The 26512-nt window shown below is 39.1% G+C and carries 28 protein-coding genes and 5 pseudogenes; 8 read left to right on the top strand and 25 right to left on the bottom strand.

Annotated elements, in window-relative coordinates; genetic code table 11:
* Positions 1 to 33: 33 nt before the first annotated feature.
* A pseudogene (locus G4P54_RS21560) lies at positions 34 to 738 on the bottom strand (DUF7361 domain-containing protein); the annotation flags it as partial.
* A 361-nt stretch (positions 739 to 1099) separates the two neighbouring features.
* Between G4P54_RS21560 and bsrG the strand changes: the two are divergent.
* Entirely contained in the window at positions 1100 to 1216 is a 117-nt protein-coding gene (gene bsrG / locus G4P54_RS09095; RefSeq protein WP_167872417.1) for a type I toxin-antitoxin system toxin BsrG, read from the top strand.
* Between the two features lie 525 nt (positions 1217 to 1741).
* On the opposite strand, the gene G4P54_RS09090 is transcribed toward bsrG, so the two are convergent.
* The 7 genes and pseudogenes from G4P54_RS09090 to G4P54_RS09060 all read right to left on the bottom strand — a co-directional run bounded on the left by G4P54_RS09090 (position 1742) and on the right by G4P54_RS09060 (position 6729).
* Entirely contained in the window at positions 1742 to 2167 is a 426-nt protein-coding gene (locus G4P54_RS09090) for a selenium binding protein (RefSeq protein WP_167872416.1), read from the bottom strand.
* Positions 2168 to 2213: 46 nt separating this feature from the next.
* Positions 2214 to 2666, bottom strand: coding sequence for a YrhA family protein (locus G4P54_RS09085; RefSeq protein WP_167872415.1), 453 nt, complete (start codon positions 2664 to 2666; stop codon positions 2214 to 2216).
* A 104-nt stretch (positions 2667 to 2770) separates the two neighbouring features.
* Positions 2771 to 3334, bottom strand: a complete 564-nt coding sequence (locus tag G4P54_RS09080) for an SMI1/KNR4 family protein (protein WP_240939753.1) — start codon at positions 3332 to 3334, stop codon at positions 2771 to 2773.
* 13 nt (positions 3335 to 3347) lie between these two features.
* Complete coding sequence (locus G4P54_RS09075; RefSeq protein WP_167872414.1) at positions 3348 to 3836, bottom strand: antitoxin YezG family protein; 489 nt, start codon at positions 3834 to 3836, stop codon at positions 3348 to 3350.
* A 6-nt stretch (positions 3837 to 3842) separates the two neighbouring features.
* Positions 3843 to 5753, bottom strand: coding sequence for a T7SS effector LXG polymorphic toxin (locus G4P54_RS09070; protein WP_167872413.1), 1911 nt, complete (start codon positions 5751 to 5753; stop codon positions 3843 to 3845).
* A 99-nt stretch (positions 5754 to 5852) separates the two neighbouring features.
* Entirely contained in the window at positions 5853 to 6410 is a 558-nt protein-coding gene (locus G4P54_RS09065) for an SMI1/KNR4 family protein (protein ID WP_167872412.1), read from the bottom strand.
* Between the two features lie 65 nt (positions 6411 to 6475).
* Positions 6476 to 6729, bottom strand: a pseudogene (locus G4P54_RS09060) (SunI/YnzG family protein).
* A 176-nt stretch (positions 6730 to 6905) separates the two neighbouring features.
* Between G4P54_RS09060 and G4P54_RS09055 the strand changes: the two are divergent.
* Positions 6906 to 7796: a thermonuclease family protein gene (locus G4P54_RS09055; RefSeq protein WP_167872411.1), complete on the top strand. Its 891-nt coding sequence runs from the start codon at positions 6906 to 6908 to the stop codon at positions 7794 to 7796.
* Between the two features lie 342 nt (positions 7797 to 8138).
* Here the strand turns inward: G4P54_RS09055 and G4P54_RS09050 are convergent, their stop codons facing one another.
* The 5 genes and pseudogenes from G4P54_RS09050 to G4P54_RS09030 all read right to left on the bottom strand — a co-directional run.
* On the bottom strand, positions 8139 to 8966 hold the full coding sequence (locus tag G4P54_RS09050) for a hypothetical protein (RefSeq protein ID WP_167872410.1): 828 nt from the start codon (positions 8964 to 8966) through the stop codon (positions 8139 to 8141).
* 105 nt (positions 8967 to 9071) lie between these two features.
* Positions 9072 to 9956: an HNH endonuclease gene (locus G4P54_RS09045; protein ID WP_167872409.1), complete on the bottom strand. Its 885-nt coding sequence runs from the start codon at positions 9954 to 9956 to the stop codon at positions 9072 to 9074.
* 92 nt (positions 9957 to 10048) lie between these two features.
* Positions 10049 to 10888 carry an SMI1/KNR4 family protein gene (locus G4P54_RS09040; protein ID WP_167872408.1) on the bottom strand — a complete coding sequence of 280 codons (840 nt, stop codon included), beginning with the start codon at positions 10886 to 10888 and terminating at the stop codon, positions 10049 to 10051.
* A gap of 946 nt (positions 10889 to 11834) precedes the next feature.
* Entirely contained in the window at positions 11835 to 12128 is a 294-nt protein-coding gene (locus G4P54_RS09035) for an AraC family transcriptional regulator (RefSeq protein ID WP_167872407.1), read from the bottom strand.
* A 107-nt stretch (positions 12129 to 12235) separates the two neighbouring features.
* Positions 12236 to 12793, bottom strand: a pseudogene (locus G4P54_RS09030) (AAA family ATPase); the annotation flags it as partial.
* 636 nt (positions 12794 to 13429) lie between these two features.
* On the opposite strand from G4P54_RS09030, the gene G4P54_RS09025 reads away from it, so the two are divergent.
* Positions 13430 to 14197 (top strand): N-acetylmuramoyl-L-alanine amidase, encoded by a 768-nt coding sequence (locus G4P54_RS09025; protein ID WP_167872405.1) that lies wholly within the window; start codon positions 13430 to 13432, stop codon positions 14195 to 14197.
* Positions 14198 to 14257: 60 nt separating this feature from the next.
* Here G4P54_RS09025 and G4P54_RS09020 read toward each other — a convergent pair whose 3' ends face one another.
* From G4P54_RS09020 to G4P54_RS08980, 9 genes are all read right to left on the bottom strand, one after another.
* Positions 14258 to 14878, bottom strand: a complete 621-nt coding sequence (locus tag G4P54_RS09020) for a hypothetical protein (RefSeq protein WP_167872404.1) — start codon at positions 14876 to 14878, stop codon at positions 14258 to 14260.
* 49 nt (positions 14879 to 14927) lie between these two features.
* Positions 14928 to 15917: a class 1b ribonucleoside-diphosphate reductase subunit beta gene (gene nrdF / locus G4P54_RS09015; protein WP_014113879.1), complete on the bottom strand. Its 990-nt coding sequence runs from the start codon at positions 15915 to 15917 to the stop codon at positions 14928 to 14930.
* Positions 15918 to 15934: 17 nt separating this feature from the next.
* Positions 15935 to 18037, bottom strand: a complete 2103-nt coding sequence (nrdE, locus tag G4P54_RS09010; RefSeq protein WP_024715968.1) for a class 1b ribonucleoside-diphosphate reductase subunit alpha — start codon at positions 18035 to 18037, stop codon at positions 15935 to 15937.
* Positions 17997 to 18389, bottom strand: a complete 393-nt coding sequence (nrdI, locus tag G4P54_RS09005; RefSeq protein ID WP_024715969.1) for a class Ib ribonucleoside-diphosphate reductase assembly flavoprotein NrdI — start codon at positions 18387 to 18389, stop codon at positions 17997 to 17999. Before nrdI ends, nrdE begins: the two co-directional genes overlap by 41 nt.
* 243 nt (positions 18390 to 18632) lie before the next feature.
* A complete protein-coding gene (locus G4P54_RS09000; RefSeq protein WP_024715970.1) occupies positions 18633 to 18863 on the bottom strand; it encodes a hypothetical protein in 231 nt (76 codons plus the stop codon).
* Positions 18864 to 18944: 81 nt separating this feature from the next.
* Entirely contained in the window at positions 18945 to 19217 is a 273-nt protein-coding gene (locus tag G4P54_RS08995; RefSeq protein WP_167872403.1) for a YmzC family protein, read from the bottom strand.
* Between the two features lie 173 nt (positions 19218 to 19390).
* Positions 19391 to 19612, bottom strand: a complete 222-nt coding sequence (hfq, locus tag G4P54_RS08990; RefSeq protein ID WP_003221097.1) for an RNA chaperone Hfq — start codon at positions 19610 to 19612, stop codon at positions 19391 to 19393.
* 39 nt (positions 19613 to 19651) lie between these two features.
* Positions 19652 to 20596, bottom strand: a complete 945-nt coding sequence (gene miaA / locus G4P54_RS08985; protein ID WP_024715972.1) for a tRNA (adenosine(37)-N6)-dimethylallyltransferase MiaA — start codon at positions 20594 to 20596, stop codon at positions 19652 to 19654.
* Positions 20597 to 20694: 98 nt separating this feature from the next.
* Positions 20695 to 21108 carry a YmaF family protein gene (locus tag G4P54_RS08980; protein WP_167872402.1) on the bottom strand — a complete coding sequence of 138 codons (414 nt, stop codon included), beginning with the start codon at positions 21106 to 21108 and terminating at the stop codon, positions 20695 to 20697.
* A 90-nt stretch (positions 21109 to 21198) separates the two neighbouring features.
* Between G4P54_RS08980 and G4P54_RS08975 the strand changes: the two genes are divergently transcribed.
* From G4P54_RS08975 to ebrB, 3 genes are all read left to right on the top strand, one after another.
* A complete protein-coding gene (locus G4P54_RS08975; RefSeq protein ID WP_024715974.1) occupies positions 21199 to 21498 on the top strand; it encodes an inner spore coat protein YmaG in 300 nt (99 codons plus the stop codon).
* A 141-nt stretch (positions 21499 to 21639) separates the two neighbouring features.
* Positions 21640 to 21957, top strand: a complete 318-nt coding sequence (ebrA, locus tag G4P54_RS08970) for a multidrug efflux SMR transporter subunit EbrA (RefSeq protein WP_167872401.1) — start codon at positions 21640 to 21642, stop codon at positions 21955 to 21957.
* 13 nt (positions 21958 to 21970) lie between these two features.
* Positions 21971 to 22324 carry a multidrug efflux SMR transporter subunit EbrB gene (gene ebrB, locus G4P54_RS08965; protein ID WP_167872400.1) on the top strand — a complete coding sequence of 118 codons (354 nt, stop codon included), beginning with the start codon at positions 21971 to 21973 and terminating at the stop codon, positions 22322 to 22324.
* Positions 22325 to 22335: 11 nt separating this feature from the next.
* Here the strand turns inward: ebrB and G4P54_RS08960 are convergent, their stop codons facing one another.
* The 3 genes and pseudogenes from G4P54_RS08960 to G4P54_RS21250 all read right to left on the bottom strand — a co-directional run bounded on the left by G4P54_RS08960 (position 22336) and on the right by G4P54_RS21250 (position 24051).
* Positions 22336 to 22788, bottom strand: coding sequence for an OsmC family protein (locus G4P54_RS08960; RefSeq protein WP_167872399.1), 453 nt, complete (start codon positions 22786 to 22788; stop codon positions 22336 to 22338).
* Between the two features lie 73 nt (positions 22789 to 22861).
* Positions 22862 to 23569 (bottom strand): poly-gamma-glutamate hydrolase family protein, encoded by a 708-nt coding sequence (locus G4P54_RS08955; protein WP_024715978.1) that lies wholly within the window; start codon positions 23567 to 23569, stop codon positions 22862 to 22864.
* Positions 23570 to 23819: 250 nt separating this feature from the next.
* A pseudogene (locus G4P54_RS21250) lies at positions 23820 to 24051 on the bottom strand (hypothetical protein).
* 230 nt (positions 24052 to 24281) lie between these two features.
* On the opposite strand from G4P54_RS21250, the gene aprX reads away from it, so the two are divergent.
* Both aprX and G4P54_RS21555 read left to right on the top strand, forming a co-directional pair.
* Complete coding sequence (gene aprX / locus G4P54_RS08945; RefSeq protein WP_167872398.1) at positions 24282 to 25610, top strand: serine protease AprX; 1329 nt, start codon at positions 24282 to 24284, stop codon at positions 25608 to 25610.
* Between the two features lie 111 nt (positions 25611 to 25721).
* Positions 25722 to 26509 (top strand): annotated as a pseudogene (locus G4P54_RS21555) (MBL fold metallo-hydrolase).
* Positions 26510 to 26512 lie beyond the last annotated feature (3 nt).

Below are 26512 nucleotides of genomic sequence, written 5' to 3'. Positions count from 1 at the left end.
TACAAAAAGACGCATCCATAAGGATACGCCTGTTTAGTTTACATGCCTATATGCTTCCCAGATGTACTTTGTATTTAATTTATTCCCTCTTTGATTTCTGTCTGAGCCTATTATAAACCCAATTTCGTTTATACTTCCGTATGTAGAGTTTCCCCCAACCAGGGATAATTCTATTTCATTTACACGATACATATGGCCCCCATTGTCATTATCAATTAGTAACATGGAATCGTCTATAGATAATGGGTAATCCTTTACAAGAGTTGGAGTGAAAGGCAGTAATATCTGTTTACTAATTGTTCCATCGCCCACATACGTTCCTTTAGCCATCTGGGGAACATCAGAGGATAGCTCCATATTCAAAGCGTAGTTTACCACCAAGAGACTCAACGTTTCCATCTATAGAATCTGTAATGATTCCCTTGTCATTACGTGCAGGTATTGAATTAGGCGCGGATAGTGTTGAAGCCGTATAACCATATAATGAATCAGCCGAGCCCGCAGAAGACACAATCCACTCTTTACCATTAAAAAGCTCTTGTTTATTAGTCTTTGTATCGATCCAAATCGTTCCTGCACCTGGCTTAGCTTCCGTGGAGATTGTATAAAGTCCGTTAACTTTCCACTGAGACTTCCTTTCATTTCAACGGAATTAGAAGGAAGGTAGGGGTTTTCTGAGGGGAATTTAGGCTGTACAATATCAGATAGTATTCGACCGCTGCTATCAATGGATGTCTCTCTGTGCGATAGACTTAAACTCCAAATGTATAGCTTATTTGCTTTAATTCAGGATAATAGAAAAGTTTACAGTTTCAAAAGATAACTCGCCTTCCTCCCTTTTTTTGGATTATCGGTGAGCATTAATAAAAATTAAGACGGATGGAATTAGAGTGTTTCAGTCAAAGTAAGTGGATGATTTCTTAATGAGATACGTGGAAAAAAGCATAAAGAACTTGCTTAATGCAGGTTCTTTCATTTTGTCAATTAAATTACAAAAGCTAACGACAAGGACATTTATGTATAGTATAATATTTCCTGTACATTAAGTTTGCTCACTCAAGGGAGTCTTGCTCATCCCCTAATGAAAGGGGGTGGGAAAATGACTGTTTACGAATCATTAATGATAATGATCAATTTTGGCGGGTTGGTATTAAATACCGTCTTATTGATCTTCAATATAATGATGATTGTAACGTCAAGCCAAAAGAAAAAATAGACCTCCCTTGAGCTTAGGAACCTTAAAGGGTTAGGTCTACGCAGATTGAACATCGAGCAAGCCCTTTGATGGGCAGCTTTTTGTACATATCCGGGGTGTTGGTAGCACCCTGGCCTTTTTTATTTTATGCATTTCTCACTAAAGAAATACGCTATAATCAATCAAATGTCTTACAGTTCTGATTATAACACATTAAGTAAAACCATTGAAATAATTTGCAAAATTTTGTTTTATAGATAAAACCATTGTTTTATTTGGATTGTAGCCCTCTTTTAACGACCGTTGAAAAAGAATGTTACTTATTTTTATTCACTTTTGTCAAACACTATATTTAAACTATCGTTAACCAGTAAACTTATATCGTTTTTAGTATCATATGATCTCACTTATCACAACATCAATGTTGGTTGTTGTCAACTAACGCATCCGATATTTTAAATGTACTCCTTCACAATCTTTTACACCTTATCTCTAATTTAATGTGTGGAATGGTTTGAAAAAGACACCCGCCTTTTCCTGATAGATCTAATACCCTCTAAATTCATGAAGGAGATTACTTAACTCTTCGTTCTTTTTAATAAAATTATAAAGGTAATCCTCTGTAATAATAAACTGTTTTCCATTCTTATGTTTAGTTGCTAAAGTCTGTTTACCATCACCATCAGTTATTCGAAAGCTATGAATAATTCTATTTCTCATTTCAATAACTTCAGAAAAACAAGAAGTAATTTTTGTATCTGAAAACTTAGTTATAGTTTCCTTTATTGGTTTACTAAGTTGACCAGAATTATAATCAATTAATTCATGCCAATTAAACCTGTTTTCCTCATCTTTGTTAAGTATATTTTCAATGATAAATGCATTGTTAGAGTTGAAAACACAGATTGCACTTCCTAACAATTCCCTATATTTTCTTGACGGTAAAGATTGCTTACTATATTCTTCATACATTTTCACTATTCTCCTCGCTAAGGAAAACTTTATTCCTTGTATTTATTCATAAACTAACTTTCAATGCATCAGCTAGCATGGCGTTAAAATCATAAAATTTGTTTATCGGCGTTCCAGAGGGTTTATCAAGCTCTAAGTATTCATTCTGAATTACATCTAAACAATACCAAGCTGTATCTGAGTCACCAAAAAACAGATATTTTTTCTGCTCATCATTTTCGTGCCAAAGTTCATTTGTTTTAATAAAACCATAAACTTCTTCATCTTTTTCTTCTTCCAATAAATCATCGTCGATTCCGTAAATCACTAAACCATTGAAATCTAATCCGTTTACACCTTGAAGGAATTCCTTATATCCTGTAGGTATCTCATTTATAGGAAACTTGCCTACAACCGCCGCTTCAAATTTAATGATATCTTTTTCTGTAGCAGGAGAATTTAATTCATCTCCATACTTTGCTTCTCTTTTTCGAATTTCTTCTAATAAATTTACCGACATAAAACTGCCCCCTTTTATCTCGGCTAAATTCTAATCTACCGCATTCTTTAATAAAAAAGCTCTCCTATCGAGAGCTTAAAACATTATCTTTGCAATACTTTTGCTTAACTGTTTAGTAAGTCGTCTTCTAATTCAATTGATAGAATACCATCATCTCCATCATCTGATGCCTCTTCAATAAACAGGCTTTGAATGAAGTCAGAGAAAGAATTTGCGACCAAAAATGTGTCTTTTACTCCATTTATCAATTCATGATCCCAAAAATAAACTTTCCCTGCTGCTTCTCCTTTCACACCCAGACAAACTTGGTCTCCTCCATCACCATCAGCAATCGGAATAATCCAGTCTGGCATTTGTTCTTCATAAGTAACTGTCATTGATTTAACATCAAAGTCATTATCATCTACCCCAAACCCATAAAATAGCCCTAACCTTAAATGATTATTACTAGCCAATGGATTCTCTTCTAAGCTTGGAAATAAAACATTATCTGCTTGTATCGTGCTTCCACCATATCTTATTGCAAATTCTTTGTACACCTCATCAAGGTTTATGTTTAATTCGTTTTCAAATGCCTTGATTTTTCTTTTGCTTTCTTGTTCATTGCTTGAAGTGTAATACTTCAAATCAAATTTGTTCATTTTTTCAAAAATATCACGGAAGACCATTCTCTTACCTCACTCAGATCGGATTTTCAGGATAATCAGCTTTATATTTCTCAATTATCCCTTTTAGAGAAGTATCAGACGGTTCCTCACCTAGATATTTATGTTTCCATATGATTTGTTGGTCACTGAAGCTGTAGTCAGTGCTGAACCAATCAGTGTAATCAAAACTAATGTTTAACTTGCCTGTTCTTTCAAGACTTAACGTAAACGAATACCACAATTCTTGATCGTTCTCCTTGAACACATCTCGCAGCTTCTCACTCAGATCAAACAACTTTCTCTTTTTCTCAGTAAAGTCGTCTTCATCAATTGTAAAAATAAAAGGTACTTCTATGCTATACTTATAATTTTGTGGCTCGTCAGGAGTATTGTAATAAAAATAAGTTCCTCCTCCTGTTTCCGAAACTTGTGCATAAAACCAAAACTTTTCCCATTGCTCGGGGATCATTTCATTTACTGTTTCTGCGATCTCTTTGTATAGATTGTTTAGTTTTGTCTCCAACGTTGCTCAACCTCCAGGTTTATTTTTTATAATCTTTTCATAAAACCCTTTTCCTTCAATGTGATACATTATCTCAAAAGAATCTGGTCTTAGTGAATCACCTTTATAAACAGGTGAAATTTTCACTTTAACTTTTCTTGGAGGTTCTTCTTTTAATGCATTTGCCCATTCAGTCTCCATTTTGTACCATTCTCCACCAGAACGGTTTACTTGGCTGTTTTGGGCTATTAGATTATCAATTTCACCCGATCCTTTAAATTGGCTACCGATCAAATGACCTCCATCATCATCTGGTAAACGATCTTGCGGTTTACCAACATTGGACTGAGCATATTGATTTCGTTTCCCCTCACCTAATTGTAAATCAGCATCTACATTTGTAATTCTTCCATAGTTGTCAGTTTTATAAGAATAGCCCTCTTTTGTTTTATATATAACGTTAGGCTTTAGTGTCTTTCTTCTCGACCATTTTGCATAATGTTCACCGTATTTAACAGTTACAGGAGGTACTTTAGGTACCGGGAGCCTTCTTCCAGTTGAGGAAGTGCCATAGACACTACTTTGTTTTTTAGCGAAGTTTAATATGTTTTCTTTCAATCCTCGGCTGTTAACTACATTATAAGGAACTCCCCCAGCTGGAACAACACCATAACGTGGATTATAAGGCAATAAATCAGCAGTTGAGACATCTTTTAGCTTTTGGCTGGCTTTGCTGACTTTAGAGGCGACTTTCCCTGCTGCATCTGCTTTATTAATGGCTCCTGCACCTTTGGTTCCAAAAACAGCTACAGCCACTGAACCAATTGCATACGTTACCCATCTTGATCTAGAATAGGCATCTCCATTCACCATATCTTTTTGATATGACTCTTCTATTGCTGCTGAAATAGCATCATATGTTTTCACTGGATGCATAGCTGCATTTCCCAGTGCTGAGAGTGTTTCTCCTGGATCGGTAATGAAATCCCATATGCCAGTTACAGTGTCTTTACCAACATCATATAAGCCTACTCCTACACCTTTTACGATATCCCAGGTGATATCTCCTGCTCCTTCTAGCTGCTTCGCTTGTTCAATTTGCACTGCAAGCTGCACTTGAGCTGGCTCAAGATTCTCGTACCCTACTTTCTTAGCAATCTCTAAGTATTCATCAGGATCAGACACACCGTCATTAAGTTTTTTCTTTAATTCCTTAATTTCACGTTCTTTAGCTTCTTCTTTCTTCACACTTAAATAAGACTCCGAATGCTTCTCAATATCGCCTTTTTTCTTATGTATGTCACTATCTCTATACGTTTTAGCGTTATAGTGAATTGGTGTGGCATTCTTCCCTTTTCCAGTTGATTCCTGCAGCTTTTTAAAATCTTGCTGAATGTATTGCTCGTTTGACTCAGTCTCTGAGTACTCTGTTTTTAAATCCTCATCAAGCTTGTTTATCTTATCGATTGTTTTTTCACGTTTGTCATCTGCAGAAGAAAGTTTGTCTTTGAAGTCTTCTGTTGAGAATATTTCAAGAGGAAGAATATCATTGATGTCGTTTAAGATGTCTTTCATTGCTTTTTTCTGTTCAGACATAATGGATTTTGATTTTGTATAAGCGTTCACCAACTCATGCTCTAGAAAAGATTCTTCTATGTAAGCATCAGACATCTTAGCATCTTCAAGTTTTGCAGAAACACTGCTTAGGAAAGCAATCGTCATGTCAATTAAATCAATCCATTGATCTGTAACACCGACATGATCATGATAAAACGCTTTAATGTTATCTGCACCCTTACCGGAAAACTCGCTGTCATCTAGGTCAGCTACGTCCTTAAACGCTTTTCTGAGCTTCACCATTTGTGATCGTAGTTCCTTATACTCTTTGGTTCTTTTATCCGCTTCAGAGAGCAATGAATCAGCTTCAAATACCTTCATTTCATTCTCCTTTCAAGCATACTCTATGTAAATTTTACCACAACTATTTGCTTGAATAATAGAAAAAGACAGCCAAAACTGACTGTCTTATACATCGTGCTATCGTGTTCTATAATAATTTTCTGCTGTATAGTATCGCCAATCCCAAAAAGGCTCCCCACTGGCCAAAATATATCGATCTAGAAATATCTCAAAGTTTAAATTTAATGGATTATATTCTAAACCACTTTCAAATATATAGAGATAGTTGGGATCACCTTGATTCACTTTATCTTTATCGATCATTAAATGATACTCTTCCAATAAGTAGCCAATTGGGATACCATTGATACCTTCAAATAAATCCTCATATTTTAGTTCCTCTTCAATCTCTTCAAGGCTAAATAGTTGAAGTCCCCCACCTATATTCTCCCCATCAGAAAGAATCTCAAAAATTTTCGCACCATTATGTAGTGTAATAAACTTTTGATAATCCTTTGGAAGGGTAATCTGGTGTTTAGCTTCAAAGCTTTGTATGTCGTGAAGGGTTGCTTTGTCCGGTGAAAAAGTAACAAGGCATTCCATCGTATCTCCTTCAGAACAAAACAATTTAATGGCTCCTTTTTCATCTAAGAGACTTTTTAAACCGTTGACTGTCTTATGAACAAAGTTAGTCAAATAAATCACCCCATATATAAATGCTTTTTATTATCACGAAACACATGGCAAATGATCTTTAATGTTTAAGTATTAACAATTTTACTCATAATTGAAGCAGCATTAGTAGTAAACAAAATATATTTGGTATTAGCTGTTTTAATCACTACCCTGTGGTAGAGCCATAAGGAAATCCAATCCTTACTGCGCTTTTTTCCTCTCCGCCATAGTTTGGGTCAAGGAACACATCATTAATGTCTTTGATTGGGATTTCAATTTTGGATAGCTGCCAATTAATAATTAAGTTTTCATTTAATTTTTCAATTTTAATCCCTAGCATAAAAACATTCCCCCTTTTGACTATGAATCCAGTAAAATTTTAACATATGCCAGGGAGTCTTAAAGAGAAATGCTATGATATTAAGGAAAATTTAAATTCACAATAATTGGATACAGGATTATAATTATTGATGGTCTACCGATATAGATAGAGAACAAACATAGGGGGAAATACAATTGAAGAAAATGCTATTAGGTTTTGCAGTATTCACTTTGAGCTTATCGTTGGCAGCCTGCAGCTCAAATGATTCTGAAAAAGTAAGCACAGAAAAAGAAACACCACAAGCGTCTACGGATGTAGAAAAGAAAGCAGAACAAAAGGAAGATGCTAAAGAAAAAACTGCTGACAAATCTAAGGAAAAAGACAAAAAAGAGTTGGTTGATGTTACTCTAGATAGAGCTGTTGATGGCGACACGATTAAAGTTAACTACAATGGAAAGAAAGACACAGTTCGCTACTTGCTCGTTGACACACCTGAGACGAAGAAGCCAAATTCTTGTGTTCAGCCATACGGTAAAGATGCGTCAAAACGGAATAAAGAATTGGTCAACAGTGGGAAGCTACAGCTGGAATTCGACAAAGGCGATCGCAGAGATAAGTATGGAAGACTGTTAGCTTATGTTTATGTGGATGGTAAATCTGTTCAGGAAACGCTGTTAAAAGAAGGATTGGCTAGAGTAGCATATGTATACGAGCCAAATACGAAATACATAAATCAATTTAAGAAAGATGAGCAAGAAGCAAAAACAGAGAAGCTTTCTATTTGGAGTAAGAATGGATATGTGACTGAGCGAGGATTTAATGGCTGTGTGAAAGAGAAAACCACTGCTGTTAAAAAAGAAACAACATCTAAACCAGCAGCTAAACAGCCTATTACTCCAAAAGCATCAAGTGAAACTTCGACTACAACTGAAAATAAAGCTTCTTCAGCGTCAACTGAAGAAACAGAAACTTTTAAAAATTGTACTGAGTTAAGAAAGAAATATCCTAATGGAGTGCCTAGCTCCCACCCTGCTTACCAATCTAAAATGGACAGGGATCATGACAACTATGCATGTGAACGTTAATTGAAAGCCCTTTGTGGCTTTCTTTTTTTGTAAAAATCCTAAAACTTAGGCTTTTATATTCAAACAGAAATTCATAATTATCAATACTTTTTAACCTAAATTGACTTTTCAGTAATAATTCCTATCAATTTACGTTGCTTTATATTGTATCGAGTTTTCCATTAACCCTTCTTCAAATAATGCAACATAAACATTAACGATTTTTATTTCTCTTATTGGACTAACCGTATATAAGAACTTGATACCTATCCTCCTTCATCCCCTTACATGCCTTGGAATAAATCCTGTAGCGAATAAGTTAGATACAAAAAATAACTCCTTTCGAAAGTGGGTTATTTGTACTCAAGATAGCCTTTTTAATTCATCCATCGCTTCGATATAATCGGGACTTTGCATAATACTAAACTTAACAATTCCTTCTTCAAATAATTCTTCTGAATATGAATAAACAAGAACTAATTCTTCACCACCAACTTCTTTCTGTAATGAAGAAATCCATTCCCCCGAATCGGTGATATATTTAATATAAAATTTAGTTGTTTGAACGAATACTTCCTTCATTATTTTATTCATAGTTTGAGCGAAACCATCAATCACAATAGATTCTTCCATCTCCTCTATTTCTTCTTTTACAGCACTCCATCCTGAATACTTTAATAATTCTCGTTGATTTATTGCGACTTGGAGACCATCATATCCAGGTATTATAGAGGTGAATGGAATATTAAAGTGTTGTGCATAATTCCTCAGTCTAATTAAGAATCGAAACTCAAAAAAATCGTCATACATTTTTGACAAAATCTTTTCAAACCCTTTCTTCACATCCGAATTAAGAGTTTTTGATAGAGCTGAAGGAATAAGATCATTGTATGTCCTGACCATTGATAGATAATTCATGAGCAATCTATTAGCTTCAAACAAGATATTCCCTGGGTTTCCTAGTGTAGCTGGAGTTGGGTTTTTATCTTTGAACGTTTCTAAAAACTTCTCCAATTCTTCTCCATTTCTCACAATCAGTTCATATAAGTGCTTGTTTTTTAAATGTAAAGCAAGATAATCCACAGTTTTAACATATTTTGTGTACTCTTCTTGCGTAAACTCTCTAGTTGTTTTTAGATTTAAGCTACCATATTCATTCATATTCTCAATAATGCCAATTTTATAGAACATAACTTCCTCCTATGATTATTTACCTTTTAATACATTTTACCGACAAAACCTGTTTTTGGATACACTTTAAAAAACCCCTTCTCTAAAAAGAGAAGAGGAATAAATTTACAGAGAACCCCAGATAGATTTACCACCTGTATGTCCGGTTTTTTCATGTATAGTTCTATTTACTAATTGCACTCTGCCTGTATTTTCGTGGTGATGCCATATATACCCCCGTGGAGTTTTCCCATTTTTAATGTCTTGAATCTGATACTTATTGAATTTTTTCGCATGCTCCCAAGTATTAATTGCTTTCTTCAAAGATGCATTTGCATTTTTAAATTGAGTACCGTTTGAAGATTTAATCAGACTCATAGGGAGATTGTAATTGTATTTAGATGCGAAAACAGGAAACCCTTTAGAATTAAATTTCACTTCAGTCTTAGGATGTTTCTTACCTGCGAGCTTACCATTCCTGACTGCAATTTTCTTTGTAGTTGACTTTAACGTTTGCTTGACTAAAAGCTTACCGCCTACACGACTAACTATAGCAATTGCAGGTGGAATTAACCAAGCCCATTGAGCATGATAAGATTCATCCTCACCTACATCGTCAGTTTCTGGTTCAGTGGCGCTTTCAGTCGGAGTTACAACATTCTCTTCAAATTCACTATCAGGAACACTTTCGTCTTTAATGATTTCCTCTTCAGCAGCCCCATCTTCTAATAAACTCTCGTCTTTATAGACAGGAGCATCTGCTAAATTATCATAATACGAATCTTCCGAAACATCAGAGTAATCTTCGTATGTATCCTCTTCGTAGTTAAAGTCGTCCTCATACTCTTCATACTCGGAATCAACCGGATTTTCATCTGATCCTTGAACTGACTCTGTTCCAGATTGAACCGGCTGTTCAATTGACTGTGCTTCAGCAAAGTTCGGTAATACAAAAGTTAGCAGCAGAAGCAAACTCAAAACGACACTCAAAATCTTCTGATAGCTTTTCATTAATTCCCTCTTTTCTTTAGGATTTTTAACACATTTCCATTCTAGTACAAATGATGTTAAAAATAAACAAAAAGAGGAAAATTATACTTATTTTACAAAAAATCTTTAAGTTGATCTAATATAATCTCAGTATCTTCATTTCTGGACTTTCCTAACTCCTGAGCAGCTTCTTGAACCACAGTTTTTAAATTATTCGACTTTATTTGGTGTGAGTATGAAGAAACAACTGACATCAATACGTCAGCCAATTCAAAAGCCATGTCACCTTGTGTCCCTATGGAACTATCATTAATAATGTTCAGCAACCACTTTAAGTCTTCGACACTTTGGATCGGAAAAAGAGAAATCCTTTGAATCTCCATAGGGTTCTTATTAGCAAGAATTTTTTCGACTTCTTCCTTCTGAATAGCATCTGGATCATTTGGGTCAATACTTGGGATTTCATCAAAGTCTAAATTTTCGTCTTCTTGAACTTCTTCGTATTCATGTGTATAGAGTTTAGATAAGAATTCATCAAATGAATCTGCAATCTTAAAATCATTATTTAATTCAAGATCAAAATAATGAACAGGTGGATTTTCATCAGTTAGACGATAATCTAATGCAACCCAATTATGCCCATCCCCCTGTATTAACAATAATCTTTGGGGTAGACCCCACTCTTTTATTAGATATTCACTCTCTAATATCCCCAGATCCTTTCCTATTCCTCTAATATGATCAACTTCAATATGATCGTCTGCCCAAGATGTTTCCCGATCTGTTGGGAATGCATTAAAATTAATCAATCCACCATTTTGTTGGATAATCAATTTTTTATATTGTTCAGGCAAAGTTAAGTCTAACTTTTTTTCAACCTTTTTTATTTCATCTTCACTGATGTCTTTTAACCTAAAAGGATCATATTCACTGTTCTCCCAAAACTCAATCATGGTATTACCTCCTATGGGCTATGTAATGATTCTAAAAGACTGTACGCTTTAAAATTCGGAAAGTTTCATCAAGGTTGTGATGGAAAATAAAACAGCAAAGGATGTTTTTTACTTGAGGCTTATCTTAGAAGAAAAACCAGAGAGTATGTGAGGGAACTCTCTGGCCTATAGTAGTTGATACACCAACTATGATACATATACAGGATACTTTAAATTTAGGATGTATTCAAGCAGCTTTTGGGTTTAAATAAAATGGGAATTTTATTAAGATCATCTCCTAATAACTATGTAGATTAAACCCACAATAATAAACAGTAAAAGGATTATTACCCATATATAAAGATTCAGGCTTATCAAGAACGATCCGATTGCTAGAAATAATTTTGGGAATAGAGCAATTAATAGAGGTACGATCACACCGATAGTAGTAATGATTAATGATAAAATTTCGATTTGTGATTGATCCATTATTCTTTCCTCCTTAATTTTCATTAGGTTTTATTGAGAGCATTCAATTTTGCTCACAAGCATTATAGATAGTTAGTTGAGATATTTAACAATTTTTGAAGAACTTTTTTATACGTTACTCATAAGCCAATGATTCATCCCCTCTCTCATATATGCCTCAATAGATAATACCCGTGACTTTTGCTATCCGCACAATTCAGTGAAAAATTCTTCCGTCATTAATAACTGCGAGTTTAACTTCCAGATTGGCACAACCCTTTCATAAATAACTGCAGAGTTACTTTTCAAAACGGACACCTTATCGTTTAAATTTCTTCTCGTGTCACTAATAGATGCGTAGATACCTGGGAGAATGGACAAAATAAAAACCCCGTCAATTAAAGACGAGGTCTGATCTAAGATTAGAATTCATTGGATTTTATTATAAACGCTTCAAATTCGCCAACATGTATACCGTTCTAGCAACACTTTGAACTCCTCAACTCTTATGTTGATTTTTAAAGGCTAAGTGTTTAATTCCCTGATCCTTAAAAACTTGACGAATATAAGGTGGAGAATAATCGTAAGCTCGACTTATTTCCTTCAGGCTCATTTTCTTATTGAAATGTAGATCATAAAGAAAAGCAAAGTCTTTAGTGCGCCTACGTTTAGATAACTCCTGAAATGAAAGCTTGTCCACATTTTGAGCTTTAAATAAATCTAAAATGATCCAATCTGAAATATTTAGTTCCTTAGAAATCTCTCCTACAGTTTTAAGTTCTTCAAAGTGCATTTTTTTAATCTCATTAAATTGCTCTAAATATTGCTGCCATACATATTTATGCTGGCGCTCTGGCTTAGGGATATCGAGTTTAGAAGTGGCATAAAAGTTAAAACCTTGTTCTTCACGAGTGTGTCAATCGCTTCTTTTCCAAAGTCCTTTTCGCCGCCTCTTGCCAGCGAGTAAGCTTCGTCTATAAACAAAATGCCGCCTAATGACTTTTTGATTAAATCTCTCGTCTTTTGGGCGGTGTGACCGATGTATTCCCCGACTAGATCGGCCCGCTCCGCTTCTATCAAATGGCCTTTTGAGAGGACATTCATGTCAAAGAACAGCCTGCCGATCAGCCGTGCGACCGTTGTTTTGCCTGTTCCCGGATTTCCTTTAAACATCATGTGCAGCGCTTGCTTCCCCACCTTCAAGCCTTGCTCCGCACGTTTTTGGTTCACAAAAATCCAGGCGTAAATTTCCTTGATATTGCGTTTCATTTCCTCCATCCCAACCAGTGCGCTCATCCCTTTTTCGATTTCCTTCAAGATGCCGTGCTTCGCTTCGTTTTTTTGCAATGCAGCTTGATATTCCGCCTCTGCCTCAGCATTTGTCAGCACCTGCTTTTGCCCGTTCAGAATAATGTTGATCTGTCCGTTATTTTTATAAGTCACAGCGCGCTCCAACATATTCACCTCTCTGTTCTCTCTATATGATATTCAAGCGAATGCCGTTTGTGACAAACGCCTATCATGTGTCGAAACAATTGTTTTTTCGGGAATACTCAGGAATCCTGCGCTTTCCCGAGAAATACTTTATTTCTTATTGTATTCACGGACATGGGGTGGACAAACCAAGAGATTTTATTTTTCAACAATTTGTCAGGGTCATATCGCAAAGCCTCCTATCATTATTTTTCAATTCACATTGAGAATCTCTTTTCTCACTTGATTTATCCTCTTTAACAAACAGGGTGTTCTTGCTCTGATGCCTTAGCGACATCCCCCTTCTTCTTTTTCTTCTCAAAATGAAGGTGCTTTTCTGTTAATTTACGTTCCAATTGACTGCCCATCACATGAACGCAAAGCTTAAAACCAGTAGGATCAGTGCAGTAAGAACCGAATCCATAATACTTGTAAACAGATGGACATATGCACATATTCTATTTCAGATCGCATATGCTGTCGCTTCGTGTTGATTTGTGCGCTTTCCCGAGAAATAATTTCCGCATGCGGAAGGGTTAATTCCTCATTTTTCAGACGGATGATAACCGTACAAGCAGAAGCCGTTTCTTTTCATATCCTGTAATGAGGTGATGATGAAGAATGGTTAAGATTTTTATTGATCCCGGCCATGGCGGGTCAGATCCAGGCGCAACAGGAAATGGCCTTCAAGAAAAAACGTTAACCCTGCAAATTGCTTTAGCTTTACGTACGATATTGACAAATGAGTATGAAGAAATTTCTTTGCTGCTGAGCCGGACAAGCGACAAATATGTCAGTTTAACTGACCGGACAAATGCTGCAAATAACTGGGGAGCAGATTTCTTTTTGTCCATCCATGTTAATTCCGGGGGCGGTACAGGTTTTGAAAGCTATATTTATCCGGGTGTGGGTGCTCCGACGACGACTTACCAATCGATGATTCACTCTGAAGTGATACAAGCTGTCAACTTTGCAGACCGCGGTAAAAAAACAGCAAACTTCCATGTCCTAAGGGAGTCGACAATGCCTGCTCTATTGACGGAGAACGGATTCATTGATACCCTCGCAGATGCAAATAAGCTGAAAACCAGCAGCTTTATTCAAAGCTTAGCGAGAGGGCATGCAAACGGGCTGAAGCAAGCCTTTAATCTTAAAAAGACATCCATCTCAGGGTTATATAAGGTCCAGATCGGTGCATTTAAAGTCAAAGCGAATGCTGACTCACATGCAAGCAGTGCCGAAGCTAAAGGCTTTGACACGATTGTTGTTTTAAAGGACGGGTTATACAAAGTGCAGATTGGCGCTTTTTCATCCAAAGACAATGCAGACGCACTTGCTGCCAAAGCAAAAAATGCCGGCTTTGATGCTATTGTCATTCCAGAACCATAATCTAGACGCGGACGAGCATCTCAAAAAAACCCGGCTTCTCTTGATGAGAAGCCGGGTTTTTTATTCAAGAATATCAACAACAAATTGTGACCATGTTTCCAGACGGTTATAGATATCGTCCTGTTTCAATTCAGAAATTTTCATCCATTTTCCTGCAATTTGTTCTTTCTCCTTCACTTCCACCTGTGAACCTGGCTTTAACTGAAGCGCAGAAAGAATTCCGATATGCACTTTGCCGACACTGTTTTCATCATCATTAATGAGTCCCAATGTGACAATCGCCTGTTTATCCTCTTCCTTTATTTGCAGTTCCTCGTCAAGCTCCCTGTCTGTGTTCAGCTTTAAAACTTCAGCAAATGAAGCCGCCCCGTCAATGGCGTTCATATGGCCTCCAAAACCGAGAGAAAGCTTATTGTGCAGACGCGATTCTCCGCCGCCAGCCAGCCGTTCGTAAAGAAAGACTTCCTCTTCACGCTTAATGACGACATAAGGAATCGGCTGCTTGAAATGCGGATCTTCTTCTGCGTCTCCCCTTCTCATTTCACGATAGCCTGCCTCGATCTGAGCCATGATTTCTGCTACTCTGCTATCTTCACTGTATACGCCCTGGAAGGTTAAGCTTTCTTTTTTAAACACTTCATCACGCGGGGTGACCAAGATCATTTCGTCCATTTTTCCCATGGTTACTGCGTCCTCCTCATTTGAACCTTCAAGCCGAAAAGAGCAGATATTATATCTGCTCTTTTTCGTCTCCAAAATAAAAGTCGTCGTCTTTAAGCGGCTCAACTGTCGCTTTTTTATAGCCGTTCCCCTTCATAGAGAAGAAGTCATGTGATTTTGTTTTCGTATTTAATCCGTTTAAAACGATCGGATTAATGTCTTCCTCTTCGAAATATGGATCAAATCCAAGGTTCATCAGCGCTTTATTTGCATTATAGCGGATAAATTTCTTTACATCGTGTGAGAGCCCGACTTGGTCGTATAAGTCCTCTGTATACTCAAGCTCATTTTCGTATAACTCATTCAGAAGATCGATCGCAAATTCGCGAAGCTCTGCTTTTTTCTCTTCTGTCTGCTTATTATAGATTTCCTGAGCAAGGAGGCCCACGTAGACGCCGTGGATCGCTTCATCACGAAGGATCAGGTTAATGATTTCACCGCTTTGCATCAGTTTTCCTTGTCCGTAGAAATATAACGGATAATAGAAGCCGCTGTAGAACAGGAAGCTTTCCAGATAGACGGAAGCAACCATCGCCTTGAACAGTGAAATCTCGTCATCTTTTTGAATGGCTTTGTAAAGCCCGACGATGATTTGCGCTTTTTTCTGCAAATATTTATTTTGTTTCACCCATTCGAAGACCTCGTTAATCGTTTCGGTCGGTGCCAGAGTCATGAAAATATTAGAGTATGACTTCGCATGGACAGCGTTCTCCATCATCGCCATAAAGTTCAGCACCGCTTTTCGCTGGTGGCCGTCTACATGTTCAGCCACGATCGGCATGCCCGTATTCCCCTGCTCTGTATCGAGAAGTGTAAGACCGGCAAGTACCTTCATATAAGTGTCCTGCTCATTTTTCCCGAGATACTTCCATGTGAGGAGATCGCCGTTTAAAGCAATCTCTTCCGGAAGCCAGAACTGTTTCACGTTTTGGTTATAGAACATTTGGGTAAAATCATCTTCATGCTTTGACCAGTTTGCTGCGTCATAAATTTTTGTCACTATAAACTCTCCTTTAATCAAACAACACAAGAAAGGCAGCTGTCTTGCCCAGTATCTTTCGTTCTTGCATAGTAAATGGTTTTAATTCCTCTGTGATGCGCATACAGATCGATTCGGTTTAAATCACGAGTCGTCATTGTGTCTTTTAAGAACAATGTGAAGCTGATTCCTTGATCAATGTGCTGCTGGATAGTCGCGATCATATCTACAACCTTGAACATGTCCATGTCGTAGGCTTCTTTATAGAAGAACCAGTTATTCGATGCAAGCCCAGGCATTGGGTAGTACGTTTTTGAGTTGCCATATGTTCTTTCTTCAATCCGTTCCATAATCGGCATAACAGACGCCGTGCTTGATTGAACGTATGAGATAGAGCCTGTCGGCGCAATGCATAATCTATAGCTGTGATACATGCCATGTTCAGCGACAAAGGCTTTTAGCTTTTCCCAGTCCTCTTTCGTCGGGATATGCATGCCTTCGAACAGGCTGGCGATTTTTTCGTATTTGGGCGAGAAATCAGTTGAAACGTACTTGTCGAAGTATTCACCTGTCGCATAGGTTGATCCTTCGTATTGATCAAACGTTTCACCCTTCTCTTTTGCGATTTCCGCAGAACGCTGGATGGAGTAGAAATTCACCATCATAAAGAACGTGTTTGCAAAGTCACGCGCTTCCGGACTTTCATACGCAATGCCGTTTTGCGCAAGATAGCCGTGAAGATTCATAGCGCCGAGACCGATTGATTTCATCGCTTTGTTTGCCCGTCTTACAGCAGGCGCATTGCGGATATCAGTCGTTTCAGACACGTGTGTTAAAGAGTCTGTCGCAAGCTTAACTGTCTTTTCAATTGATTTGTGCTCCATAACGTTGAGAATGTTAAGCGAACCTAGGTTGCAGGAAATATCCAAACCGATTTCATCTTCTTCATCGTAGTCTGTGTATGAAGAAACCTGAGATGCCTGCAGCACTTCAGAGCAAAGGTTAGAAAATTTCACCTTGGAAATATGGTTATTCGCATGCACTTTATTCACGTTATCTTGGAACATGATGTACGGATAGCCTGATTCAGAACGAAGCATCGCCAGTTTTTCAAGCAGTTTCCGCGGGTTGATTTTTTCCTTTTTCACCCGAGGATTGTCGACAAATTTGTCATACATTTCGTTCATGTCCATCTCATCCATGTGCTGGCCGTACTCTTTATAAATCGTGTGGGGATAAAATACGTACGCCGCTTTGTCCTCACGCGCAAGCTCAACGAACTTGTCCGGAATGACAACACCGATCGAAAGCGTTTTGACACGCACATCTTCATCAGCAGAAATCTTTTTCGTATCAAGAAAATCATTGATATCGCGATGGAAAATGTTTAAGTACGCCGCGCCGGATCCCTGTCTTTGCCCCATTTGGTCAGCATAACGGAATGCGTTATCAAGAAGCTTCATGACGCCTACAACGCCTTTTGTGGCATTTTCAACATCTTTAATGGCTTCACCTTTCGCACGAAGCTTGGACAGGTTAAGAGAAACCCCGCCGCCCAGCTTAGAAAGCTGCATGGAGATATCGATCGCTCTTGAGATGTCGTTTAAAGAATCATTTACTTCGAGCAAGAAGCAGCTCACAAGTTCACCGCGGCGTTTTCTGCCGGCATTCAAAAATGTCGGTGTACTCGGCTGATATTCCTGATTGATCATCAAGTCCACATATTCTTTTGCTTTCTCCGTGTCCCCGTTTGCAAAGAACAGCGCAACAATGGAGATCCGGTCCTCATATCGCTCAAGGATTTTTTTCTTGTCATTCGTTTTCAAAGCATAGTCATTATAAAATTTAAACGCACTCATGAAGGAAGGAAAACGAAACTTCTTAGCGTAAGCTGTCTTAAACACTTCTTTAATGTCTTCAAAAGAATAAAGGCTTAAGAATTCCTCTTCGTAGTATTGGTTTTTAATCAAATAATCCAGCTTCTCTTTTAAATCGTGAAAGAAAACTGTATTTTGATTAATATAATCTACAAAATAGCTATGTACAGCCTCTTTATCTTTATCAAACTGGAATTTTCCATCTTTTTGGATCATGATTTCGTTATTTAACTGGATCCATTTTGGCACTTGATTTTGTGACAACTCTTTCTACCTCCTGAGTAAACAATTCAACGTCTTTAGATGTGCCGCTGAGTTCAAATTTGTGCAAGATCGGCACCTGATATTGTCTTGAAATGGTATCGGCGCTTTTTGCATAGTAATCGCCCCACACTTTATTGCCGCTCGCGGCGACTCCTAATAAGAGATGGGCGTATTTTTCGAGAAATGATTGTGTTGATGCCGGTACCTGGCCGAAGTTTGTCGTGTAGGTGACCAAAACAAACGGGGTGTCCAGATGGTCAATCTCGTCCACCTTGCGTATCTGCTGAAAGCCTATTTTATTCACAAACCGCTGAACATTCCCTGTTTTCGAATCAAATATGATTTGTACCACGTTTTATCACGACCTATCAGAAAATATGAATCTCTCATTACTAACACTATATATAGTATACTAACCTCTAGAAAAAACACAATATATAGATTTGTTTTTATGAAAAATTCATATTTTGATCAAATTAGGCAAATGGGCAGCCTTATAAGGGCCCAAAAAAGAGAGCAGAACGAGAATCATCTCTCGTCCTACTCGGGGTATCGTGTTTAAGCCGATGTTTATCATAACATGAAAAAAAACTGCTTAGTAGTCTAGATTTTTTTTTCTTAAGCGATCACAGCAAGTTTCGCTCTCTACTGTCTCTTCTATTTCAACGTCCGCACCGATCTCTTCTAAAACCGCCTTCAAGGCGCTGATAATTGACGCTTCTCTGATTAATTCTTTTCCGTTCACAATGATGCTTGTTCCATATTCATAGCAAGAATCATCTTCGCAAATTTCTTCCCAATGATTCACGATCACTTTATGCTTCATTTTTTCACCCTCTGTTTGATCTGTGTCTGTAATTAGTTTAGCGGGTAGCAGCCGCTTTGTAAATTCGGATGCTTGTGAATTTTATTCAAGCTCATCATCCAAGTATTCTTTCTTCAGCTTTACCTCATTGCGGGACTCATTATACTCATAAATTTTGATATAGCCGTCCTCCATAACGCCAAAATGATTGTGTTCAAGCGGGAACGAGGTAGGCTGAGGTGTTTCATCGCCAGAATAGCCGCTGTCCGTTTCAATGACGGTATCATGGTTCCCGCATGCCCCAAACAGCAAAAATACGGCTATCCACACAAGCGCAATTCTGATTCGTCTCAGTTCTGCTTCACTGTCAAACAAGATACGTCACTCCCAGATTCAGATTTTTACATGATATTCGATTTAGCCCTACATATGTCGATCTCATAAAAAAAGACCGTGCCTCAGCATGGTCAGCTTACAGAAAAACATTTTAAAAATGGCTGCCGAGATTCCCCGACAGCCTCCCCATGCCTTGACATGGCTTTTTTGATCTATTCGAGTTCAAGCTGAACGTTTTTTTGCGGCGCAAACGTTGAGATCGCATGTTTATAAATAAGCTGCTGCTTACCTTCAGATTCCAGCAATACGGTAAAGTTATCAAAGCCTTTCACTTGGCCCCGTAGCTGAAAGCCATTCAGCAAAAAAACAGTGACATACGTATTTTCTTTCCGGATTTGATTCAAAAACTGATCCTGAATATTAATCGGTTTCATGTTTCGTCCTCCTTGATTCTCTATATCATACAGTTTCGATTAAAGTTCGAGTTTTCCTGCTATATGTGTGAAAATTTCCTTTTTTTTCAGCTCCATATCAACGGGCGGTGTCATATCGAACCATGTGACCTGCATCTTGTTGCGAAACCACGTCAGCTGGCGTTTCGCATAACGCCTTGAATTCTGCTTCAGCTGATCGACGGCATCAGAAAGTGTCACAAAACCGTCAAAATATGCATACAGCTCTTTATAGCCTATCGCTTGTATCGATTGACAGTCTCTTATGTTCCTGTCATAAAGGTGTTTCACTTCAGGAAGAAGGCCAGCCTCCATCATCATATCAACACGCTGATTAATTCTTGCATAAAGCGTATCTCTATCCATTGTCAGCCCGATTAACACTGCATTGTAGAGGAGTTCTCGTTTTTGCTCCTTCAAATGCTGGGACATCGTTTTTCCAGACGTATGTAAAATTTCCAACGCGCGAATGACTCTTCTTGTATTATTCGGATGTATCGCCGCAGCTGCCTCGGGATCTGCCTCAGCAAGTTTGGCATGCAGAAAGTCAGCGCCTTCCCGCTCCGCAGCCGTTTGCATGCGCTGTCGAAATGCAGGATCGTTCGCCTCTTCCGTGAATGTATAATCGTAAAGCACAGATTGTATATAGAGACCTGTACCGCCGACAATCATCGGAAGCTTTCCTCTTTTTGCGATCTCGCTGATTTTTTTTCTGACTAAGCTTTGATAATCGGCGGTAGAAAAGGAATCCTGAGGGTCTAAAATGTCAATCAGATGATGGGGAACTCCCTCCATCTCCCGTTCGGTGATTTTAGCTGTTCCAATATCCATCCCTTTATAGACCTGCATTGAATCTCCGCTGATAATTTCCGCGTTTAAAGATTTGGCCAGCTGAATACTTAAATTGGTTTTCCCCACTGCCGTCGGTCCGACTAAAATGACAACGGGCTGCTTCGTATTATTCAATATGTATCACTCTCTTTTATAAATCTCCCCCCATTATAGCATTCATCCTATACAACCACCTATCCATTTTGCCCTTTTTTTGCCCCTGTAAACACAAGCTACCAGCCGAACGGCTCATTGCCGACAATTTCCCTCGTCTTTCCTTTCAGAGCATGACGGTGCGTTTTTCTCTCTCCATCTCCGTGATGATACACAACGCCTCCGTATTGGATCTCAATCGGCTCGTTATAGGCCAAATACGTTGTCTCCTCGATTTCATGATAATGTGTGCCGTCTGCTAAAGGAATCGCTGGCCCTGAGACTCCGTAATACCGATGAAAATGGCCGTTTTCAAAAGACGTAATCCCTGAAAAGTAATGTGTATGCTGATCGGTATTCGATCCGTTTGCCGGCTGGGTAAATCCCTCAATGAGGTGGTAATGTCCCTGTTCTCTCATCGTTTTGACATGGTAAGCATGTACGTGAGGCGGTGCTTTTGACCAATCAGACTGATACAGGCCCAATATGTTCACATCCTTTCTTTTTCCTCGATTCGCCCAATCAAATCCCGATAGGCTGAATACACTGCATCATCTACACTTTATTACAGGAGGAAAGAAAACATGAACGAGTTTGAGAATTTCAGTGCTGAAGATACAAGAATATTTGGAAGACCTGGATTCGGCTTTGGATTTGGAAGACCTGGATTTGGTTTCGGCCGGCCATTCGGATTTGGAAGACCTGGATTCGGCTTTGGGTTTGGAAGACCATTTGGATTTGGTTTCGGCCGGCCATTCGGATTTTTTGGAGGACCCTTTATCGGCGGCCTTGCAGGCGGGCTTGTAGGAAGCGCTTTGTTTAATCCTTATTTGTATGGCGGATACCCCTATTATCCGTATGCCCCGTATCCTTATTACTATTAAGCGCAAAAGACCTCTTACAAAGGGGTCTTTTTTAAGTATTGAAAATGAATCTCTTGACTCATACATAGGCATACACTAATATTTTTCTAGCTGAAGGTCTTTTCTCATCTAAAAATACAGCAGAAGTGAGGAGAATTTGCGATGTTGATAGGTTACATATTCCTCACGATTGCCATATGCTCGGAATCGATAGGGGCGGCCATGCTGAAAGTATCTGACGGCTTCAAAAAGTGGAAGCCCAGCGCTTTGGTCGTGATTGGCTATTCCCTCGCCTTTTATATGCTGTCGCTGACCTTAAACCATATCCCCCTCAGCCTCGCCTATGCGACATGGAGTGGCGCGGGCACGGTGCTGACGGCAGTGATCGGAGTGAAATGGTTCAAGGAAGAGCTGAATGTCAAAGGGCTTTTCGGGATTCTTTTATTACTATCAGGGGTCGTGTTACTTAACTGGCAGTAAAGGAGTGATAAGGATGAAAGGATTGCTTTATCTGGCTCTTGCCATTGTATCTGAGGTTTTCGGAAGCACAATGCTGAAGCTTTCAGAAGGGTTTACACAAGGCTTGCCCATTGTAGGAGTCATTGCCGGATTTCTTTCGGCTTTTACCTTTCTAAGCTTTTCTTTAAAAACAATCGACTTATCAAGCGCGTATGCGACATGGTCGGGTGTTGGAACGGCGCTTACAGCCATAGTCGGTTTTTTGCTTTTTGGCGAAACCATCAGTTTAAAGGGAGTGTTCGGGCTCACGCTTGTCATTGCAGGCGTGATCGTGTTAAATCAGTCGAAAGCTCCTGCTAAAGATAAAAAACAGACGGCCTGTGAGTGACCGTCTGTTTTTTATTCACCAGCCCGTTTTACAGCGGCTTCAAGCTGCATCTCGACATTTCCTTGAATGGCGCGGGAAATCATGCATGACGACTCCGCCTTTTCACAAAGCTTGTGCGCCAATGCGACGTCTTCTTGTGAAGCGCCATGTTTGAGCACGACAGACGGACGGTGAATGATCTTTTTGTATGTAAAGACTCCTTTTGTGACATCGACAATGCCTTCTGACTCTATCTGCAAATCTTCTTTTACCAGTCCGCTTCTTTCCATCATCGCAGCAAGTGTAATAATGTAACAGGTCGCTGCCGCCCCGAGAAGCATTTCATCCGGGTTGGTCCCTTCTCCCGGGCCATCCATTTCTTTCGGAATGGAGATCGTTGTGATTAAGTTCCCGCTTTCGATCGTACCGACGTCATTCCGGTTACCCGGCCAGTTGGCTTTTAAATAAAAATGATGATCTGCCATCGTTGTTTTGCCTCCTTTTATGATCCTTTTTCAGTCTACTAACCTTCTCTTATTTTGTCTTCTGATCTGCTTGTTACGAATACTCATTTTCAAGGACACTTTTGATTGCACGGACATAGGCATAAAATTCATTATTCTTTGTGTATTTCCTATTTTTATAATAAAAATCATCGAAAAATGCTTCTCTCTGCTCTCGGCTGATTTCAAGCTGGATACTCAGTCCCGTTTCCCCTTGGTTATTAATGTTTTCGGCATTCAAACCAGCAAGACCGCTTCCGGTCGACGCTAACTCAGCGGAAAATCCACTTCTTTTAAGAGCTCGTACGATCATTTTTGCTCGCTTTCGGTCGGTGCCTCCAACAAGTGTATTCTTGTTCTCCCCTTTATATCCATGAAAAGCGACAACATATTGATGCTCCTTGATTTTCTTTTCAGCCAATGGCTCATCAAAGTTGGTGCTCGTAATGTGCAGGGTTTGGTTATCCTGTGACTTGAAACCTTCAAACAGGTATGTAGAGTATTCATTATTAAAATACCGCACAAGTTCGCTTACTCCGCCTTCAATTCTTCCGCCATGCGGAGACATAATTAAGACTTTGCTTCCTTTTTTCTCATTATATGAAATATCATAATCAGCTGGGCTCTCATTCTCTGCCAAACTGCTGAAATTAGGATATGTATCTGGCTGATTAGATGGTTCAGGTTCTAATGAGTAATGAACATATTTTAGAAATAGGACAATTGTTAAGACAAATATGACATTTAGTAAAAATCTTCTCATGTTTAACTCCTTTCATAAGAGTAGCACGGTTCATTATATGAAGTTTAGTCAATAGGTTTTATCTTACCATTGTATACACTATATCATCAGTGAAAAAGTTCCCGGTTTCAAAAAATCAATTGATTGTCACGGTTCATAGCGGTCCATTTCAAATAGGAGTGAAAAAAGATTGAGAGGAAAGAGGAAAAGGTAGTAATAACCTCACTTGGAAATTACATGTAAATAGGTTTAAGGAAGGTTTTCCCATTCATCAGGCTATCCGATATGCTAAGACGGAAAGCCCTTTTATCGGTCTGCAAGATAGGTTTTGCTTATTTGTTCTCACAAAGTCGCAGGAGAGTATAGAGTCTAACAAAAAACGTTCTAATCTGTTGTTTCGACAAACAAAAAGCTTTGTTTTGCGTTTTGCTTTTCTGTCTTACAATCATCATTCTTTTACAAATTGTGCCGTCTTTCTTCATATATATAATGCAGATTGGCATTTAGATTTCCAAAGACCGCTGCAAGAAAGTCATACAGCTGCTCTCTTCGAACAAAAGTTTTCTTTCGATGCCCCAAATTCTTGCCACAACCCCCTGAACCCTTTTTTATCTGATTCGAAAGATTCATAAAAACCAACTCTTGTCCGTCTCTTATAAAGGACAAACAAACTTACCAAACCTTTCATCTGTTCATAGAGTATACAGAGAACCTTATAATAGGAGGAAAATGCATGTTTGGGTACTCTATGGTACAAATGGTAAGAGCAAATGCTCATAAGCTAGATTGGCCGTTACGGGAAAGCGTCTTGCAGCTTTACAAGCCCTTCAAATGGACTCCTTGCTTCTTACATCAGTTTTTTGAAACCAAATTGAGAAACAGAAAAAAAATATCTGTCATCATCGAATTTGAGGAAGGCTGTCACGAGACCGGCCTTCAAATGGCTGCAGAGGTGCTTCAAAAAGAAAAACGCAGCAAGCTGAAAAACCGTTTTAACAAAATCAATTGCTGCAGCGCGGTGGTGACACCTTCAGCGTTAGATTCACTTCTTTCTGCATGCAGCGAAATTCGCAAGGTCTATTTAAACCGCGAAGTCAAAGCGCTTCTAGACACGGCAACCGAAGCAAGCCACGCGAAGAAAGTCATCAGAAACGGGCACACCCTGACAGGAAAAGGCGTGACTGTCGCTGTTGTCGATACGGGAATCTACCCGCATCCTGATTTAAAAGGCAGGATTATCGACTTCGCGGATATGATTAATCAAAAAACAGAGCCTTATGATGATAATGGTCATGGCACACACTGTGCAGGTGATATCGCAAGCAGCGGCGCGTCCTCATCCGGCCAATACCGCGGACCTGCGCCGGAAGCCAATCTGATCGGCGTGAAGGTATTGAACAAGCAAGGTTCAGGAACGCTGGCAGATATTATTGAAGGTGTAGAGTGGTGTATTCAATACAATGAGGACAACCCAAATGAACCGATTGATATTATCAGTATGTCGCTCGGGGGCGATGCGCTTCGATATGATAATGAACAGGAAGACCCGTTAGTCAGAGCGGTTGAAGAAGCGTGGAACGCAGGAATTGTCGTCTGTGTCGCTGCCGGAAACTCAGGCCCTGATCCACAGACCATTGCCAGCCCAGGCGTGAGTGAAAAGGTGATTACGGTAGGTGCCCTTGACGATAACAATACCCCAAGCGACGATGATGATACGGTCGCTTCCTTCTCAAGCCGCGGGCCGACAGTATACGGGAAAGAAAAGCCAGATATTTTAGCGCCCGGTGTTGATATTATTTCCCTACGCTCTCCGAATTCTTATATCGATAAGCTTCAAAAGTCAAGCCGTGTAGGATCTCAGTACTTCACAATGTCAGGAACATCGATGGCAACCCCAATTTGTGCAGGAATCGCAGCTTTACTCCTTCAACAAAACCCGGACCTTACACCTGATGAAGTGAAAGAGCTTTTGAAAAACGGCGCGGACAAATGGAAAAATGAAGATCCGAACGTTTACGGAGCGGGCGCTGTCAACGCAGAAAAATCCATTCCCGGCCAATAGACAGGATCATCATAGAACCGGCAATCTCTCAGAGACTTGCCGGTTCTATGTTTTTTAATTTACATAATAATGAAATAAAATAATCAAAATAGATCAAGAAAGTGGGGAAAAGTGCCGAATTATATCTACAAAACATGCCATGTACAACATGCGGAGACTGTAAATCCGCCTAACTTATGTCTGTTTCATTCACCCAGCTGGACAATCTTTGACAGCCCTTGAATATATGCAAAAGGAAGCCTTCAAAACCTCCACAAAAAAGAAGAAGAGCATCTTTACAGCAGCAAAACTGAACCAGAGTTTGCAATCAGGCAAACAGCACATTTGATCTGGCATCAGGGTTTCAACGTGAAGTGGCATTTCATATCTTGACCAAAAGACAATTAATCCAAGCACCGAATCAAGCGGTATCAAGCCAGTGCTTTGTCTCATCCGCATTACTACTATGCTCAGGTTGAATGGGCATGAAGTACTTCAGACCCATTCTATATTCATGAGGATGACAAAGAATAGGCGGCAAAGCCAAGCCATCACATTCATTTCTGGTCAGGAGAAACGCTCAGCGCGAAACCGAGACTGGACCTTAACCATCTGGGCGGACATTTAAAAGACGGTGCTGTTCTTCATTAGATCAACGGCAATCAAGGGAAAGGCTGTCTATTGACCGGAGATATTATTACGGCTGCGGCGAATTGAAACTAGATCTGCTATATGTACAGCTATCCAAATCTCGTTCCCCTCCCCGCTTCCAAAGTTGAAGAAATAGCGGCTAAAGTAAAATCGCTTCAATTCAACCGGCTTTACAATGCTTTTTTGGTCAAAAAAATGCCGGCAAAGCAGTACAGCGTTCTGTCGTATGCTGTATCAAGGCGCTGAACAGCGCATTGTTTCATACATAAAGG

It is taken from the genome of Bacillus tequilensis (assembly GCF_012225885.1).
GTDB lineage: Bacteria > Bacillota > Bacilli > Bacillales > Bacillaceae > Bacillus > Bacillus tequilensis.
The sequence above is the reverse complement of the archived record's forward strand: the minus strand, read 5'-3'. Positions and strand labels throughout refer to the sequence as shown.

What these genes read in the sequence shown, in the direction of transcription:
- bsrG (WP_167872417.1), top strand. Translation starts at nt 1,100, where the DNA reads ATGACTGTTTACGAATCATTAATGATAATGATCAATTTTGGCGGGTTG.
- G4P54_RS09090 (WP_167872416.1), bottom strand. Translation starts at nt 2,167, where the DNA reads ATGTATGAAGAATATAGTAAGCAATCTTTACCGTCAAGAAAATATAGG.
- G4P54_RS09085 (WP_167872415.1), bottom strand. Translation starts at nt 2,666, where the DNA reads ATGTCGGTAAATTTATTAGAAGAAATTCGAAAAAGAGAAGCAAAGTAT.
- G4P54_RS09080 (WP_240939753.1), bottom strand. Translation starts at nt 3,334, where the DNA reads ATGGTCTTCCGTGATATTTTTGAAAAAATGAACAAATTTGATTTGAAG.
- G4P54_RS09070 (WP_167872413.1), bottom strand. Translation starts at nt 5,753, where the DNA reads ATGAAGGTATTTGAAGCTGATTCATTGCTCTCTGAAGCGGATAAAAGA.
- G4P54_RS09050 (WP_167872410.1), bottom strand. Translation starts at nt 8,966, where the DNA reads ATGTTCTATAAAATTGGCATTATTGAGAATATGAATGAATATGGTAGC.
- G4P54_RS09045 (WP_167872409.1), bottom strand. Translation starts at nt 9,956, where the DNA reads ATGAAAAGCTATCAGAAGATTTTGAGTGTCGTTTTGAGTTTGCTTCTG.
- G4P54_RS09040 (WP_167872408.1), bottom strand. Translation starts at nt 10,888, where the DNA reads ATGATTGAGTTTTGGGAGAACAGTGAATATGATCCTTTTAGGTTAAAA.
- G4P54_RS09035 (WP_167872407.1), bottom strand. Translation starts at nt 12,128, where the DNA reads ATGCACTTTGAAGAACTTAAAACTGTAGGAGAGATTTCTAAGGAACTA.
- G4P54_RS09025 (WP_167872405.1), top strand. Translation starts at nt 13,430, where the DNA reads ATGGTTAAGATTTTTATTGATCCCGGCCATGGCGGGTCAGATCCAGGC.
- G4P54_RS09020 (WP_167872404.1), bottom strand. Translation starts at nt 14,878, where the DNA reads ATGGGAAAAATGGACGAAATGATCTTGGTCACCCCGCGTGATGAAGTG.
- G4P54_RS09000 (WP_024715970.1), bottom strand. Translation starts at nt 18,863, where the DNA reads ATGAAGCATAAAGTGATCGTGAATCATTGGGAAGAAATTTGCGAAGAT.
- hfq (WP_003221097.1), bottom strand. Translation starts at nt 19,612, where the DNA reads ATGAAACCGATTAATATTCAGGATCAGTTTTTGAATCAAATCCGGAAA.
- G4P54_RS08975 (WP_024715974.1), top strand. Translation starts at nt 21,199, where the DNA reads ATGAACGAGTTTGAGAATTTCAGTGCTGAAGATACAAGAATATTTGGA.
- ebrA (WP_167872401.1), top strand. Translation starts at nt 21,640, where the DNA reads ATGTTGATAGGTTACATATTCCTCACGATTGCCATATGCTCGGAATCG.
- ebrB (WP_167872400.1), top strand. Translation starts at nt 21,971, where the DNA reads ATGAAAGGATTGCTTTATCTGGCTCTTGCCATTGTATCTGAGGTTTTC.
- G4P54_RS08960 (WP_167872399.1), bottom strand. Translation starts at nt 22,788, where the DNA reads ATGGCAGATCATCATTTTTATTTAAAAGCCAACTGGCCGGGTAACCGG.
- G4P54_RS08955 (WP_024715978.1), bottom strand. Translation starts at nt 23,569, where the DNA reads ATGAGAAGATTTTTACTAAATGTCATATTTGTCTTAACAATTGTCCTA.
- aprX (WP_167872398.1), top strand. Translation starts at nt 24,282, where the DNA reads ATGTTTGGGTACTCTATGGTACAAATGGTAAGAGCAAATGCTCATAAG.